Source organism: Dysosmobacter segnis (assembly GCF_014297285.1).
Taxonomy (GTDB): domain Bacteria; phylum Bacillota; class Clostridia; order Oscillospirales; family Oscillospiraceae; genus Oscillibacter; species Oscillibacter segnis.
Window position 1 is genome coordinate 38,085 of sequence record NZ_JACOQI010000016.1, and the last position, 16,823, is coordinate 54,907.

The window sequence follows — 16,823 nt, forward strand, 5'->3', positions numbered from 1 at the left end:
ATGCCACAAGGAGGACACAGATATGGCCTTAATTCGTTGCCTGGAGTGTGGAAATTCAATTTCCGACAGAGCTGAAAAATGCCCTCACTGCGGGCTGCCAGCATCATACTTTTCCTCTTTGAGTAAGAATACTCCGCACATGAAAGAGGCGGGACTGGATTACAAAAATCTGCAAAACGTCCTGATTTCTTTCGAACGAGACCACGCCCAGTTGTTTTCAGCAGAACACTATATTTCGCACAGAGATGCGCAGAGGCTGCGGGATACATATGGAAAATACAACGAGAGCCTAACCAATAAGCTTATTTTTCAATATGTCTGCAATAACGCTGCGGCGATACGAGTTGATATCGACTCACTGCGCCGCTTCTTGCGCCAGATGCAATCTTTGGATGGAGATATTACGGCGCATAATACCACATATGTGGACCGCGCGCTGGAGCGGGATAAAGACTATTTTGACAATATCCTAAAACAGATTGACCCTAATATCCAGCTGGATAAAGAGCAACGCCGTGCAGTAATTACCGATGATGACTACTGCCTGTTAGTAGCTGGTGCAGGTGCGGGAAAAACCACAACGATGGCTGCAAAGGTCAAGTATCTGGTTGAGAAGAAGAGTATAGATCCGGGAGAGATCATTGTGATCTCCTATACGAACAAGGCAATTGGAGAACTGCGTGATCGAATCAATAAGGGACTTGGTATTCCCGCAAAGATCTGCACCTTTCATGCTTTTGCATATGATATTGTGAAACAGTTTTCGGAAGAACCGCCTGAGATCAATTTTTCTTCCCAGCAGATTATTTTTGATATGCTGGAAAAGTCGATTTTTCACAACAAGCAGCTCATGCGCAATCTCGTTTTATTCTTAGGGTATTACTTTGATTTGTCCGAGGATGTTTTCAAATTTACGGATTTGAATCAATACCACCTCTACAAAGCGGCGCAGGACTTTGAAACACTAAAAAGCGGTCTGGGCGAATACATCAAAAAAGTCGAACAGCAGCGCACAAAAAAGACTCGGACCATAACCGGAGAATATCTGCGTTCCATGCAGGAAGTGCAAATTGCAAACTTTCTGTATCTGAACGGACTGGATTATGAGTATGAAAAAGTGTATCCCTTTGGATCACCTTCTCGTAACAAAAAATACACGCCCGATTTCTATATTTCGCAGGGGGAGCATAGCGTTTGGCTGGAGCACTATGCACTCAGCGAGAGCGGCTACAACAGCCTGTTTACCCCGCAGCAGAGGCAGCGTTATCTCCGTGCCATTAGTGATAAGCGTCGTATTCATAAGACCAATAAAACTACATTACTGGAAACATGGTCCTTCTATACGGATCGGCGTCCTCTTCTGGACCATCTGAAAGAAGTGCTTGAAAATGAGGGCTTTATTCTAAAGCCTCGTAATTTGGAAGAAGTCTATAAGAAGATTGTAGAAACCGGGAAAGACAAGTACATTTATAAGCTGATCATCTTTATGATGAAGTTTATTGAGCAATACAAAACAACTGGTTATGACGATGGCGGCTTCGCTGTTTTGCGAGAAAGAACAGACAATCCGAGAACGCTTCTGTTTCTGGATATTGCCGAGCAGGTGTATCACCACTATCAATCCGTGCTGAAACAGCGCAATCAGATAGACTTTGCAGACATGATAAATGATGCACACTTCTATTTGCAGGAGATTGAGCGGCAGAATGTCACGCTCCCTTACAAGTATATCATCATTGATGAGTTCCAAGATATTGCTCGGCAGAGATTCAATCTGACGAAAAGGCTATCTCAAATTACGCAGGCGAAGGTTGTTGCGGTCGGTGATGACTGGCAGTCGATATATGCTTTTTCTGGCTCTGATATTACGCTATTTACTCGTTTCCTGGAGCTTATGGGGGCTGGAACGGAGTTGAAGATTACTCATACCTACCGTAATTCGCAGGAGCTCATCGATATTGCTGGAGGCTTTGTACAAAGAAATACTTCGCAAATCCGAAAGCAGTTGATTTCTCCGAAGCATCTTGAGAACCCGATTGTTCTTGAAGTTTTCGATGATAGTATCAAACCTATGGAGCGACTTGCAGATACCATCGAGCATATCATTGGTGAGATTCTATCTGAGTACGGCGAGCAGAGTTCGATTTTGTTGATTGGACGATACAATTATGACATGTACAAGCTGTACCGAACGAATCGGTTCAGCGAATTGCCGGGCGGTGCGATTAGAAGCGAGAAGTATCCTAATGCAAAGATAACATTTATGACGGCGCATAGCTCTAAGGGACTTGGGTATGACAACGTAATTCTGATCAATATGTTCGAAGGAAAATTCGGGTTCCCGTGCCAGATAGAAGATGATCCTATTATTAAGCTCGTTACATATGAGGACAATAGTATGCCCTTTGCGGAAGAGCGGCGATTGTTTTATGTGGCGATGACACGGACAAAAAACAGGGTATATATCGCGGCACCTAAAACGAAACCATCCAGATTTCTTATAGAACTCATTAAGGATTTCAATATTCCACATAATGATGAGATCAATATGCAAGTAGTGGACCTGTTTAACTTGCGCTGCCCCGTATGCGGTTTTCCTCTAAAGTACGAGTTTAATAAAAACTATGGCCTGAATCTATGGATATGTACAAACGAGGCAGAACTTTGCGACTTCATGACCAATGACAGGACGCACATGCATGACATTTTGAAATGTCCTAAATGTACAGATGGTTATTTGATCGTCAAAAAGAATCCGAAGAATGGTGACATATTCTATGGTTGCACCAACTATCTTAACGAAGAAAAGAAGTGCACCTATATGGTGCCGTTAGAGAGCGGACATATGAAGGATGACTAATAAGGAGAATGCATATATGGAGCCAAATGATAAGATCCAGCTTTTTGAAAACCAACGCATCCGCACAGCGTGGGACGAAGAAAAGGAAGAATGGTACTTTTCCGTTGTCGATGTTGTTGCGATTTTGACGGATCAGCCAGATACCCGTCATGCCAGTACATATTGGGCGGTTTTAAAGAAGCGGCTGAATAACGAGGGCGCAGATCAACTGCTTATAAATTGTAAGCAGTTGAAAATGACCGCTTCGGATGGCAAAAAGCGATTGACCGATGTGGCCGATACCGAGCAACTTCTCCGTATCATCCAGTCCATCCCATCACCCAAAGCGGAGCCGTTCAAACTCTGGCTGGCACAGGTGGGACGGGAGCGTATCGAGGAAACCATCGACCCAGAGCTGACCATCGAGCGGGCATTGGAAACCTACCTCAAGAAAGGCTACACCCGCGAGTGGATCAACCAGCGGCTGCAAGCCATTCAGGTCCGTAAGGAACTGACAGACGAGTGGGACGCCCGCGGCGTGCAGAAGGGCGTGGAATACGCAATCCTCACCGATGAGATCTCCCGTGCATGGTCGGGGATGTCCACCCGGCAGTACAAAAACTTAAAAGGTTTGAAAAAGGAAAACCTACGCGATAACATGACCACGCTGGAGCTGGTGCTAAATATGCTGGCGGAGGCCACCACCACGGAAATTTCCAAACAGAAAGCACCGGCAACCCTTTCGGAAAACATCGACGTGGCCCGTGCTGGAGGTAAGGTGGCTGGCGATGCGCGGAAGGCCATTGAGACGCAGACCGGCGTTCCTGTCATCACGTCCAAGAACGCCACACAGCTCAGCGAAGTGGTTACAAATCTGCTGGAAGACGCGGGAAATAAAGAAAAATAGCATTCAGACCCTACATGGGGCGGTTTAAAATCTGCCTCGCTATAATCAAAGAAAACCGTGTGCTGACCGCAAGGTCAGCACACGGTTTTTTCATTTGGATTCCTTCAGCCAGACCTCCAGTTCCTTCTGAGAGATCAGGCCCTGCTCACATTTATCCTTCTCCGCCCTGGCCCGCTCGCTCCAATCGTAAAACTGCTGGTCGGTGATCCGTCCGGCCTTGATCCACGCAAAGCGCCGTTTGTATTCCTTGCGGTAAGCCTTGAAAGCGTCATTGTTTGCCTGCCGGAGCGTCCACTGCTTCAGAGCGCCGATGTCGCGGCAGCGCTGCTGACCTTTCGGAACAGGCCGCTCGCAATATTCCGCGCTGACCCGCCCGGTCTGCGGAAACCATCGTCCGCAGTTCTTGCAGCGCCGCACGGTGATATTCCGCTCCACGCAGCTCCGCAGAGAGTAGTCGATCATGTCCCGGATGCTGGAGGAATACAGCACCGGCGAACACCGCCCCGGCTCCACCGGCTCAAAGCTGAGGGGGATAGGGTGAAAACAAAACAGGCCGGGATCTTTCGGCATATCGTAGGTATAATTTTTTGCTGCCTGTGCCTGCGGCTCCCGTCCCGCGCTGTCTACATTCAGCACCAACTCAAAAAAGCGTTGGATCTGCTGCTGATACCGCGGAAGCTGTTCAGGGAGCTGGTGCAGTTCGTCCAGTATCTGCGCATCCTCCGCACTGCCTCGGTCATTTTGAATGTACATCGCTGACTGGCGGTAGCGGCAGTGAACATAGAGAAGTCGAAAATAAATGTGTATGGAGGCTAACCTCCCCAGTTTTCTCTTGAAATTCTCAAGTGCGTCCCTGTCATCCTCTGCGATAAACCGGCTCCAGTTATCAGTGATGCTTTGCAGTATCGGCGTCACTTCCGCACAGTCCAGTTCCTGAAAGGCAAGCAGGCTTTCCAGAAAGGGGAACTCCTTCTGGACGTCCGGAACGCCTTGCATACCAAGGGAATCATACTGGAAAATCTCTCTGCCCTCAGAGAAATACATTTTGGCATACCACATGGCAGATCACCTCGAAATAGACAATCGTAATACGAAAATACAGACAGTCTTGACAAGAAGTGAAAAGTATGTTACCATACAAACACGGAAAGACTGTCAAAAGTAATTTACAGTTAGTCTAACACGAGGACTGCGGATTGTCAATGAAAAAGACGGTCACAAATCCGAAAAAGCACCTCGACAACTGAATACCCATCACCGGAGATGATACATGCCGGAGAAGTAACGCCAGGACGCCGCGGTAAAGCGGTCGAGCGTGCCAGGGCAGATGAAAACGCCGTGCGGGTCAAACAAGGCCGCAGGGCAGGAACGGGTACGGTGCGTGGCAGAAGATCGTTAAGAAAGGGGGGATCGGTATCTATCGTTCCTGCAAAAAGGAAAACCGCTGAACTGTTGCAGCAGTCCAGCGGCGCGCCGCGTTTCGGAAAACGCAGACTCCATCTGCAAACAGTCTAACAGAGGGACCTCCGAAACGCAAGTAATTTTTCTCTGAATTCTATTGGAGGTAACGATTTTGAAAATATCAACCTATCACAGCTACGATGAATTGCCGCTGTTCCTCAACGCGGAACTGGTGGCAAAGGTGCTGGGCGTGTCCATCTCCAGTGCCTACGAGTTGATGCACGAAGAAGTATTTCCGTCCGTGCGCATCGGCAGTCGGTTCGTGGTGCCCAAGGATAAATTCCGGCAGTGGGTGGAGCGGCAGACTGGAGGTGCCAGATGAGAACTTGGACAAAGCGCGACCCGGTCAAGAACTATTTTCCTCTGCCTAATGAGATCTATCAGCTGGGCTTGTCTCACGGTGCGATCGCTGTCTACGGTTACCTGCTCCGCATCGAAGACCGCAGGACCTATCAGTGCCATCCCAGCTACGCCACCATCGGCAAGGCGGTGGGTATGAGCAACAACACCGTGCGGAAGTATGTGCAGGAGTTGGAGGAACGCGGACTCATCCGCACAGAGCGCACCAGCATCATCACGAGGGACGGGCGCAAGCAAAACGGAAGTCTGCTCTACACGATCCTGCCGATCCAGTTTTCCATCGACCAGTTTTATCAGCGGCAGATGGATGCTGTGGACAGAGCAAAGGAGCGGCAGCGAGTGGCAAGACGCATGGAGCGGACCGGCGTGTGAAACCGGCGAGTATCTTTCTCGGCGTGCTGTTATCATGGGCAACCAAAACCGCGAAGCCCATCAATGCGGCAAGAGAAACAGCAACGGGATCACGCAGCCCAGCGGGGCCGCGACGCCTCGGAACAGCGACGCGCATGAACGCATCGCTGTTCCGCAGGCTTTCTGCGTTCTTCGAGATTCCCCTCGACCAAGGCCCAAAAGCGGCAAAGTTTGCCGTTTTAAGTCCCGGCCGCGCAGGGTTTCCGAACCGCGCAAAACGCTCCGAGGGTAGTGATACCACCCCCATCCAAAACGCCCCGTGTTTCGCCGTGTGAGCCGGTGTGTGCGCGGTTAGGAGATGGGGTGGCGTGTGTACCCGCTTTCACCTGCGAAAGCGAACGTGAGCCGTTTGTGCGAGTGTGATTTGAAACCGCGCTGGAGAGGACTTTCCCACGCCGTATGGGACGTAACTTCGGCAGATTGGGCGGTTATCGGAGGATTTTATTTATAGCAGGATAAAGGGTTGGCGTCGGAACCGACGCTCTGCCCGGTCACTTCTGCCCGCAGTGCGGGCAGTTGACGGGGGTTTCAACGCAGTCGGTTGTGGCGTCTATTCGGAAGATTTTTTGTACGATTGGCGTCTGACGTCCGTGAAAGGCCGATGAATACAGGCTTTTCGACGGCGTCTTAGCGAGAAAGAAGGCATTTTATGAGTGATAACAAGGATCGCTTGACCTACCGGCCGGAGCCGGAGACCAAGCAAAAAATAGAGCGGTGGTATCAGGAAGATAACTGCCGCAGCAAGAATGAATTCATCGAAAAGGCGGTGAACTGCTACGCGGATATGCTGGCCGCAGGCGAAAGCGCCACGCTGCCCCGTGCGGTGCAATCCGCCATCGACAATCGACTGAAGCTCTTCGAGGATCGCATCGCGTCACTGCTCTACAAGCAGGCGGTGGAGATGGACATGGCAATGTCCATCCTCCTGCAAAGTCTCAATGTGAGCGAGGAAGTGCTGCGGCAGGAGCGGGCCAAGAGCATCGCCGCCGTCAAGCGCACCAACGGTCAGCTGCGGTTGGAGCAAAAGCTCCGTGAGCTGGAGAGCGAAGCATGGCAAGGCTGATCGTCAAAAGTCCGTACATCAAGTGCGGCACTGGGCAAAGTGCTGGCGGGTATCTCAAGTACATCGCGACGCGGGAGCGGGTGGAGATTATCCCGGATGACCGTCCGCCCACCAACAAGCAGACGCAGCTCATCGCAAAGCTGGTGAAGGATTTTCCTGACGCAAAAGAACTGATGGAGTACGAGGACTACCTCTCACACCCGACAAAAGCGACGGCGTCCGCGCTCATCACGCTGGCGCTGGAATCGAATTGGGACAGGCTCTCCTCGATGGATGGCTACGCCAAGTACATCGCCCTGCGGCCCAGAGCGGAGCGGTTGGGGGAACACGGTCTCTTCGGTGACGATGACAACGTGGATCTGAACAGAGTCATGGATGAACTGGACCACTACACCGGCAACGTGTGGACGCACATTATCTCCCTCCATCGGGAGGACGCGGAGCGGCTTGGCTACAACCACGCGGAGGCGTGGCGCACATTACTGCGTACCCACCGCAATGACATCGCCGCGGCAATGAAGATCCCACCGGAGGACTTCCGCTGGTATGCCGCCTTCCATGACGAGGGCAATCATCCTCACGTCCACATGATGGCGTGGTCGGCAAAGCCGAATCAGGCGTACCTGTCCAAAGACGGTATCCGCCAAATCAAGTCCACGCTGACCAATCAGATCTTCCGTCAGGAACTGCTCCATGTCTACGAGCAGAAAAGCAAGTCCCGCGACGAGCTGGTGGCGGAAGCGCGGAAAGCCATGCTGGAATTGGCGAAGGCCATGCGGGAAATGACCTGCATCCACCCGGAGGCGGAGCAGATGATCTGGAAACTCTCCAAACAACTCAGCACCGTAGCGGGCAAGAAAACCTACGGCTATCTGCCGAAGCCGATGAAGAAGCTGGTGGATGAGATCGTCGACCAAATGGCGCGGCTGCCCACTGTGGATGCGTGCTATCAGACATGGTGGGAACTGCAATGCCAGGTGGAGGATTACTATTCCGAGGGGAAGAAACGGCTGCGCCCACCGCTGTCTCAGCAGAAAGAATTCCGCCAGATCAAGAACGCCGTCATCAAAGAGTCGGAGCATATTCGCATGAACAGGTTTTCCTTTGAGGATGAGGAAATGCAGGATGACGGCGAACAGATCAGCACCTATGACATGAGCTATGCGTGTCAGGATCTGCAAGGCGTGGCCAACGATGATCGTTTCCCTCTGGAGGAACGGGACGAAGCGGCGGAGCAGTTGGAGCAGCTTGCGGAGGACGGTGACGCCTACGCCCAGTACATCATCGGCACGGCGTACCGCGACGGCGGACTGCTGATACCGGACACAGCCAAAGCACAAAAGCTGTTGGAACGCGCGGCAAAACAGGAAATCGATGCGGCGCAGTACGCCCTCGGCAAGCTGTACCTCTCCAACGATGCTGACGTTCATAATCCCGCCAAGGGTATCTATTGGCTGAAACGCTCTGCTGACAACGGCAACGATTACGCCGCCTACCGGCTGGGCAAGGAATATCTCAGCGGCAAAAATACGATAAAAGATGCCGAAACAGCAGTGTCATATTTGCGGCAGGCCGCGGATAACGGCAGCGCCTACGCCCAATACCTGTTGGGCAAGCTGACCCTCATGGGGGAGGGCGTTCCGAAGGACATGGACGCCGCCTACGAATGGTTCGCGGCGGCGCGGGGTAACGGCCACACCTACGCAGAATTTTTCATGAAACGCATGGAGCGCGGCGAACAGGAGCCGCCCTCCGTCCTGTTGTCCGCCACCCGGCTGCTCTACCACATGGGCAATATCTTCCGTGACAACGCCACGGCTCCCGCTGCCACCGGTGTCCAAATCGACCGCAAGCGGCTGGCGCAGCTGCGGCAGAAGCGCGTCGCCCTCGGCCACAAGCCGGACGACCATGAGCCGGAGCAGCAACAAGGGTTTTCAATGAAATTCCATATGTAAAGTGGGCCGAGGTGTTCATTTTTTGCGCCGCAATAGTCAAAGAAACATTTGCAAAAACAGTAGCTTTGTGCGCCGGGTTGTGGTATGTGTTGTGGTTGCCAAAAAGGAGGTGCCGCAATGTACGACTACATGAAGGCTCTGCAAAAGCGCTTCGACCGGCAGCCGCATCCAGAACTGTACGCCCAGGTCGAATACGCCCAAGAGGAACTGCGGCGGGACATGGACGCCGCAGGGCGGAAGAAGCTGCTGCGGCTGTTGGACGCACAAAACACATTGCTGGTTGAATCCAAGCTGATGAGCTTCACGGCGGGCTTCAAGCTGGCGTGGGGCATGGCAAAAGAGTTGGAGGCAGACGGGCTCTACTCCTTCGAGCGGGAGGAAGAAGAACACATCTGCCATCCGGCGGAACAGGAGGACTAAATGTCGAAACGAAGACCTGCTGGCGACGGGATGGTGCGCAAGCGGGAGGACGGCCGCTGGGAGGGCCGCATCGTGGTGGGCCACAAGAAAAACGGTACGCCCATCTTCCAGCACGCCTATGCGCATACACAAAAAGAACTGACGGAAAAGCTCCATCAAAATATCGAACGCTATCAGGACGTGGACCTGACCGAGGACAGCCGCATGACCTTGGGGGAGTGGCTGGACCGTTGGCTGACGGACTATAAAGAGAACACCGTCCGCCCCGGCACCCTTGCGGGGTATCGAAGCTGCATCGAAAACTACATCAAGCCGCGGCTCGGCGGCAAACAGGTGTCGCTGGTGACATCGCAGGATGTGCAGAAACTCTATCGGAGGCTGAAAGAGAACGGGCGGGTCAGGGAGCATCCGAGGTTTGGTTCCGCCCTGTCGGATACCACCATCAACCGCCTCCACGCCATCTTCCACCAGGCGATGGAGGACGCCCTCCACGCGCATATCATCGCCAAAAATCCCACCGTGGGCGCAACGGTGCCGAAGGCAAGCCATGCGCCGAAACGTGTCCTGACCGACAGGGAACTGGACACCTTTCTGGACGCCGTGCGAGAAGACAAGATATGGGGTGACTTCTTCTATGTGGAGCTGACCACAGGCCTGCGGCGGGGCGAGATCTGCGGACTCATGTGGCAGGACTTTGACGCGCGGAACGGCGTCCTTCAAGTGCGCCGCACCCTTCATAGCCGAAAGTTGGGTGTTGATATGCTGGGCAAGACCAAGACCCGCAGCGGTGAGCGCACCATCGTCCTGCCCCGCAGCACGGCGGAAATTTTGCGCCGCCGAAAAGAGAATGCGATCACGCAATGGATCTTCCCAGACCCTGTCCGACCGGAGCTGCCGCTGTCTCCGAACTGCGCCTACACGCACATGAAAGCGATTTTGCACAAGGCGGGACTGCCGGACATCCGCTTCCATGACCTGCGCCATACCTTCGCCACCCACGCCATCGCCAGCGGCGTGGATGCCAAGACCCTGTCGGGGATTCTGGGGCATACCAACGCCAGCTTCACGCTGGATACCTACACCCACGTCACACCGGATATGCAAAAAGCCGCCAGCGGCATCGTTGGCGGCTTCATGGAAGATCTGCTCGGAAAGGGGCTGAGACCTTGGCAAAGAAACGGAAAAGCGGAACTGGCACCGTAAGACAGCGCAGTGACGGCCGGTGGGAGGGCCGCGTTGTCATCGGTTACGATGACAGCGGCCTTCCCAAAACGAAGAATGTTCTCGCCAAAACAAAGCGGGAATGTCAGGAGAAACTGCGGCAGCTCACTGAAAGCATGGTGGGGCGAAATGACCGAAAGATCAAACCGGATATGCTGTTCGGAGACTGGCTATGCTACTGGTATGAAACCCACAGCAAGCCGACGCTCCGCGCCTCCACGCGGAACAACTACGAAAATGTCATCCACAACCATGTCCTGCCGGAGATCGGGAAGATCCCGCTGAACAAATTGTCACAGAATGATTTACAGCAGTTCTACGGGCGGCTGAAAAAGAATGGCCGCAAGCGTCTGACGGAGCAATACGGCGCGGGCCTTTCCGACCGCATGGTGCGGATGTGCCACGCGGTCTGCCGCTCCGCCTTGGAACGGGCCGTGCGGGATGATCTGCTCCGTACAAACCCCGCCATCGGCTGCAAGCTGCCGCCGAAAAAAGCAAAGGAGATGCAGGTGCTGGATCGGGAGGAATTGCAGAAATTTCTCATTCAGGCGCAGGCGGACGGGTACTACGAGCTGTTCCTGCTGGATCTCTGCACCGGTCTGCGGCGGGGTGAATTGATAGCACTTCAATGGGAGGATCTGAACTTTGAAACCGGCGTGCTGACCGTCAACAAGCAGGCGTACACGGTAAACGGCGAATTGCAGATTATCCCGCCCAAAACCAAGGCATCCGTCCGAAAGCTGGTGCTGCCGCCTGCGGTGCTGGCCGTGCTGCGGGAGTACCGCAGGAAGGTGGATTCCCGCTGGATGTTTCCGTCCCCGGTGAAGGCGGACCGACCGATCACGCCCGGCGTGGCACGCAGGCGGCTTCAGACGATACTGGAGCGGGCAGACTGCAAGCGTGTCAGATTCCATGATCTGCGACATACCTTCGCAACGCTGGCGCTGGAAAACGGCATGGATGTGAAAACCCTTTCCGCCATGCTGGGGCATGTGTCTGCGGTGACAACGCTGGACATCTACACCCACATCACCGGCGATATGCAGCGCGCAGCCGCCGCCAGCATCGACCGGAGCATCGGCAAGATGGAGCCGCAGGAAGAAGCGGAGCCGGAGCAGAAAGGCATCGTGGACTTCCAGCCCTATGTGGGGAAGAAAAGAAAACCAGGCACCGGCTGCATCAGCGAACTCAATGACCACTTGTTTGAGGGACGCTATTCTCCTATATGGCCGGACGGGACACAGCATTCCCGCAACGTCTACGCCCACACCCGCGAGGAGTGCGAGGAAAAGCTGAAAGCGCTGATCACGGAGATGAACGAGGAACGCAAAAATCTCAAGGAGCAGCTTTCGGGCATCGCCCCACCGACAAAACTGACCAAAACACAGCGCAAGCTGTGGGACTATATGCGCCTCCACCCGGAGGTCACGGAATTCTCGACCATCGCCAAACGAACCGGCCTGTCGCGGAATACCGTGAAGAAGCACTATGAGATGGTGGCGGCAATGTTGGGGAGAAAATAGAAATCACGGAAGTGCAAGAACAGAGGCGAAGAGGATTGATTGGAATCATTGCCTCTGTTCTTCCTGTTTTGTTATAGATGAAATATGTAAAAAACTAAGATAATTCTATCACAGTATTGCGTATGCGTAATGCGGATTCTTGTCTTTTGCTAAAATCGATGGTACTATGATATTGATAATTACGCGCAGCCTCACGGCAGAAAACGACCACATCATCCAGCCGGCATTTGCCGAACGCTTCTATCGTGAGCCATAAGTGAGCTTGAAATATCGGAGGTGCAGCATGGCTATACCGAAGCTGAAGAAGCAGAATATTATCGACGCCCTGAAATTCATCGACGAGAACGGGGTTCCCGAACATAATACGAGCGTAAAATATGTTCTTGTGTCTGAGAATGGGAAAAAATACCCGCCGAAGTATGTGATGGCCGTTGCTGACCATTTGGCGAATGGTACGGATATTTCAACAGAAGCATTTACCAGTGCCGATGCAAAGAACTATCTGGAAAGCCGGGGCTTCACTATTGAAACAAAACCACAGGAAAAGTTCGAGTTGTCTATTACTGCTGAGAGTGTAGAGTCAACAGATGAACGCTTTACCATGGAAGATCTGAACCTTGGGGATAACTATAAGCCGCTGAATGCTTATTTCGAGAAGGCAAATGGGGATATCATCAAGCGTGCATACAACAAAGGCGAAAAAAGAAATTCTAATCAGACTATGCCGCGTATTGCCTGCCAGATATTTGAGAAGCAGCTTGCCGCATTATCCGTTGAGGACAAGGAGAGCTTTCCCGTTTGCAAATACAGCCCTAATAGTGACATGATTAGAGGTATTTATACGAGTGTCGATGAGTACAAGAAGCACCGCAACTCGTTAGAGTACTTGACCTACAGCTATGATAACGGCCGCCAGTTTGTTATTTATAGCTGGAATATATTCTCTACGATTATCTTTGTTCAGGAATGCTTGAAGCGGTTTGGTGAACCGGGGGATCAATTCGTTCTGATATACCGCGAGAAAGATGAAAAAGAGGTTAAGGAGAAAGAAAAAGAAGCTGCTGTGCAGGTGGAGCTTGATCAGCAATCCAAAGAGTATCAGAATTCGTTTTCGTCCATGCTGATTAAATCAAAGAACCTGATTTTCAGAGGCGCACCAGGTACGGGAAAGTCCTATCTTGCCAAAGAAATTGCTGCGGATATTGTTAGCAATGGCTATGAGAAGGAATATAGTCATCTTACTGAGGAGCAGAAGAAGCAGGTGGAATTTGTCCAGTTTCACCCAAGCTATGATTACTCTGATTTTGTTGAAGGACTAAGACCGAAAATCAATGATGATGGGACAATGGGCTTTGAATTGCAGGATGGCATTTTCAAGAAATTTGTTGCCCGTGCCAGAAAGAACTATGAGGACTCCCAAAAATCCAGAGAAACCGTAGAAAAGGAAGTCACGGTTCAAGAATCCATGACAGAGTTTTTCTCCGGCGTTGAGTTTGGCGTTGACCCATTTAAAACGATCAATGGAAATGAATTTACCATTACCGGCGTGGATGACGGGCATATCCATATTTCCATTCCCGGTAACGCATCTGTCAACAGGCTTGCTCTGAATCTGGATGAAGTTAGAAAGATGCTGGAATCCGGGCAGAAGTTTGAAAAAATAAAGGATATCACGTCCTTTTTCGGAAAGACGTTTGCTACACAAGGATACTCCTATGACTTTGCTATCTATAAAGCAATCAAAGCGAAGAAAAGTACAGTTTCAAAAGCAAAGGCAAAACAGGAGGAACTGAAAAAATACATATTCATTATAGATGAAATCAACCGCGGCGAGATTTCAAAGATTTTCGGTGAACTGTTCTTTGCGATAGATCCCGGTTATCGCGGCAAAGCCGGAGAAATCTCCACGCAATATTCTAATCTGCACTCTGACCCTGACGAAAAGTTCTATATTCCTGAAAATGTCTATATCATCGGCACCATGAACGATATCGACCGCTCTGTGGACAGCTTTGATTTTGCCATGCGCCGTCGCTTCCGTTTCGTGGAACTCAGAGCGGATGAGCGTCTTGAAATGCTTGCCTCGCTGGAAAACGAGGAATTAGAGGCTGAAGCAATCAGAAGGATGGCTGCGCTCAATAAGGCAATCGCAGAGGTTGAGGATCTGAATGAAAATTATCAGATCGGAGCGTCTTACTTCCTAAAGTTGAAAACACTTGATTTCGACCAGCTTTGGACTGATTATCTGCAACCGCTCCTACAGGAATACATTCAGGGAATGTACGATGAGGAAGGAATTATGAATCGGTTCGCAAGGGCATACGGCTATCAGAAACCCGCCAGAGGTGATGCGAATGAAGCTGCTCAGGATCAAGGATAACTCCCAGCAGAAAAAAGATGTCTTTTCTCAAGTAGCGAAGCTGACAGGTAAAATTGCAGATAAAACGTTGGAACAGCTTGAGCGTGAAGGCGTATTCGTATTTCCCGAAACCGTAAAGGACGCAGAGGATATTACACAAGATCAGATGATTCTCCAAAGCGTCAATGACACCTATCGCTCCGGCAATGTAATGGGCTTTCTCGGCTACGGTGATGAGCGGCTTGTGATCGAGTCCCGCTTTTGCGGAGAGGGGGAAGATTACTTTTTCCAGTATCTTTTAGACAAAGTTCTGGACTTTCCCAATATAGTAGATTTGGATTCCGACGCCAATCAAGATAATCGGCTGTTCAATTTTTTGTTGTTCCTGTTTCCATATTACCTCAAATCGGCGATGCGGAAGGGCTTGTTCAAGAAGTATATCCGTCATAGGTATAATGACGGATATGTAAAAGGCACCATTGATGTCGCAAGGCATATAGAAAAGAACACCCCGTTTGTAGGTAATATTGCATACAGCCAGCGAGAGTTTTCGTATGATAACAGTCTGATGGAGCTGGTGCGGCATACAATAGAGTTTATCAAAAGAAAGCCTTACGGAAATAAACTTCTGATCAAAGTGAAAGACGAGGTAAAACTCGTTATAGATGCGACTTCAGAATATGAGCCGTGTGACAGGCAGAAAATTATTGAGCAAAACAAAAAGAATACTGTCCGACACGCTTATTTCAGAGAGTATCTTGCATTGCAGCGGTTGTGCCTTTTGATTCTCCAACATCAGAAACACCAAATCGGGGCAGGGGCGAGACAGATATATGGCATCCTGTTCGATGGAGCATGGTTATGGGAGGAATACGTCAATTCGCTGATAGAAGATGTGTTTTATCACCCAATGAATAAAGGCGGTAAAGGCGCGCAGAGATTGTTTGATGGAAATGTGGGATTGATCTATCCTGATTTCATCAGCCGGAACAGTGAGATGAGAATTATTGCCGATGCCAAGTATAAGCCGATTGATAACATTGGCAATCGAGATTATTTACAGGTGCTTGCCTATATGTTCCGTTTTGATGCAAAGGCTGGCTACTATCTCTATCCAGAAGTGGAAGACTCTGACGATTTGAAATTGTGGTTGAATCGTGGTTTGACCTATGAGAAAAATGTTATGGCGCGTGATGACATCAGCGTTACCAAGCATGGCCTGAAAATTCCCGTGGATGCGCTAAATTACAATGAATTTTCTGCGAGAATAAAAACCTGCGAACAAGAATTCAAAAGTGCGCTAATATTTTAACTGTTCAAAGAAGTGCGTACTTAAATAAGAAAACAGCCCCTGAAATCGAATGATTTCAGGGGCTGTGGTCCGAGATGGGAGACTCGAACTCCCGACATCTTGCTCCCAAAGCAAGCGCGCTACCAACTGCGCTAATCCCGGATTTAGGTTTTGAGTTTTGCGCCAGATGTGGTCAAACATGTGGTCAGGCGGTTTTTTTGACCACCTCGGCTTGCGGGGAAAGTGCCTGTATCGCAGGCGTGTCAATGGATTACGAGGATAGCGTTTTCCGGCTTGAAGGGGAAGCGACCCGCTCCCAAACCAGGCGCGATACCAACTTCGCTATACCCGGATATTCAATTTCTGTCATTATACCACGACGAAGGGGAAAATCAAAGATTTTTCTGTCTGTGGTCAATCCTGTGGTCAAAGCCGCTTTTATGCCGTTTTCCGCAATCGGGGAAAATCCCGCAATCGCAGGTGTCACAAGACTTTGCGGCGTTTCGCCTTGCCCTGTCCCGGATACAACCACGGCACTCCCAAAGCAAGCGCGCTACCAACTGCGCTAATCCCGGATATGAAATTCAGACTGATCCGACGGCCGGATGTTCTAACTCAGGAGTGTGTTTGCAAATGGCTACGCCACAGAACCTGACCGCAGTACACGTGGCTTGCCGCAAAAGGACGGAATGCAGACGAAAGACTATCCTCTATTTTACTGAAATCTGCCGCAAAGTCAAGTCCTATATAGAAGAAGCCCCGTGCCCTTATGGGCACGGGGCATTGATCTTAGCAACCGCAGCCGCTATTGCAGCCGCAGCCGTTGTTGCAGCCGCCCCAACCGCCGCTGCCGCAGCAGCACCAGATGATGATCAGCAGAATGATGATCCAGCAGCAGTTCCCGCCGCCTCCGCAACCGTTATTACAGCACATATCGGAACCTCCTATGAGATCGAGATGTAGACCGTTCATGCGGTCTCAATCCATAGTATGTGCCCCGGTGAAGAAGGTGC

General features: G+C 51.1%; 13 protein-coding genes and 1 tRNA gene. 11 read left to right on the plus strand and 3 right to left on the minus strand.

Going from position 1 to position 16,823, the window contains the following annotated elements:
* Positions 1-22 precede the first annotated feature (22 nt).
* Together H8Z83_RS13970 and H8Z83_RS13975 are read left to right on the plus strand one after the other, a co-directional pair.
* Positions 23-2,860 carry a UvrD-helicase domain-containing protein gene (locus H8Z83_RS13970; protein WP_187015598.1) on the plus strand — a complete coding sequence of 946 codons (2,838 nt, stop codon included), beginning with the start codon at positions 23-25 and terminating at the stop codon, positions 2,858-2,860.
* 16 nt (positions 2,861-2,876) lie between these two features.
* Positions 2,877-3,746: a BRO-N domain-containing protein gene (locus H8Z83_RS13975; protein WP_187015599.1), complete on the plus strand. Its 870-nt coding sequence runs from the start codon at positions 2,877-2,879 to the stop codon at positions 3,744-3,746.
* 90 nt (positions 3,747-3,836) lie between these two features.
* Here H8Z83_RS13975 and H8Z83_RS13980 read toward each other — a convergent pair whose 3' ends face one another.
* Positions 3,837-4,805: a DUF6076 domain-containing protein gene (locus tag H8Z83_RS13980; RefSeq protein ID WP_187015600.1), complete on the minus strand. Its 969-nt coding sequence runs from the start codon at positions 4,803-4,805 to the stop codon at positions 3,837-3,839.
* Positions 4,806-5,319: 514 nt separating this feature from the next.
* Here H8Z83_RS13980 and H8Z83_RS13985 point away from each other — a divergent pair.
* From H8Z83_RS13985 to H8Z83_RS14025, 9 genes are all read left to right on the plus strand, one after another.
* A complete protein-coding gene (locus tag H8Z83_RS13985; RefSeq protein WP_187015601.1) occupies positions 5,320-5,529 on the plus strand; it encodes a helix-turn-helix transcriptional regulator in 210 nt (69 codons plus the stop codon).
* Positions 5,526-5,939 carry a helix-turn-helix domain-containing protein gene (locus H8Z83_RS13990; RefSeq protein WP_187015602.1) on the plus strand — a complete coding sequence of 138 codons (414 nt, stop codon included), beginning with the start codon at positions 5,526-5,528 and terminating at the stop codon, positions 5,937-5,939. Before H8Z83_RS13985 ends, H8Z83_RS13990 begins: the two co-directional genes overlap by 4 nt.
* Before the next feature lie 688 nt (positions 5,940-6,627).
* Complete coding sequence (locus H8Z83_RS13995; protein ID WP_187015603.1) at positions 6,628-7,041, plus strand: hypothetical protein; 414 nt, start codon at positions 6,628-6,630, stop codon at positions 7,039-7,041.
* Positions 7,029-8,996, plus strand: coding sequence for a MobP3 family relaxase (mobP3, locus tag H8Z83_RS14000; RefSeq protein WP_187015604.1), 1,968 nt, complete (start codon positions 7,029-7,031; stop codon positions 8,994-8,996). The genes H8Z83_RS13995 and mobP3 overlap by 13 nt, the downstream gene beginning before the upstream one ends.
* A gap of 117 nt (positions 8,997-9,113) precedes the next feature.
* Positions 9,114-9,416 carry a hypothetical protein gene (locus tag H8Z83_RS14005; RefSeq protein ID WP_187015605.1) on the plus strand — a complete coding sequence of 101 codons (303 nt, stop codon included), beginning with the start codon at positions 9,114-9,116 and terminating at the stop codon, positions 9,414-9,416.
* On the plus strand, positions 9,417-10,619 hold the full coding sequence (locus H8Z83_RS14010) for a tyrosine-type recombinase/integrase (RefSeq protein ID WP_187015606.1): 1,203 nt from the start codon (positions 9,417-9,419) through the stop codon (positions 10,617-10,619).
* Positions 10,583-12,160, plus strand: coding sequence for a tyrosine-type recombinase/integrase (locus tag H8Z83_RS14015; RefSeq protein ID WP_187015607.1), 1,578 nt, complete (start codon positions 10,583-10,585; stop codon positions 12,158-12,160). The genes H8Z83_RS14010 and H8Z83_RS14015 overlap by 37 nt, the downstream gene beginning before the upstream one ends.
* A 283-nt stretch (positions 12,161-12,443) precedes the next feature.
* A complete protein-coding gene (locus H8Z83_RS14020) occupies positions 12,444-14,540 on the plus strand; it encodes an McrB family protein (RefSeq protein ID WP_187015608.1) in 2,097 nt (698 codons plus the stop codon).
* Positions 14,515-15,831: a 5-methylcytosine restriction system specificity protein McrC gene (locus H8Z83_RS14025; RefSeq protein ID WP_187015609.1), complete on the plus strand. Its 1,317-nt coding sequence runs from the start codon at positions 14,515-14,517 to the stop codon at positions 15,829-15,831. The genes H8Z83_RS14020 and H8Z83_RS14025 overlap by 26 nt, the downstream gene beginning before the upstream one ends.
* Before the next feature lie 65 nt (positions 15,832-15,896).
* On the opposite strand, the gene H8Z83_RS14030 is transcribed toward H8Z83_RS14025, so the two are convergent.
* Positions 15,897-15,972: transfer RNA gene (locus H8Z83_RS14030), tRNA-Pro, on the minus strand.
* A 627-nt stretch (positions 15,973-16,599) separates the two neighbouring features.
* A complete protein-coding gene (locus tag H8Z83_RS14035; RefSeq protein ID WP_187015610.1) occupies positions 16,600-16,743 on the minus strand; it encodes a hypothetical protein in 144 nt (47 codons plus the stop codon).
* Positions 16,744-16,823 lie beyond the last annotated feature (80 nt).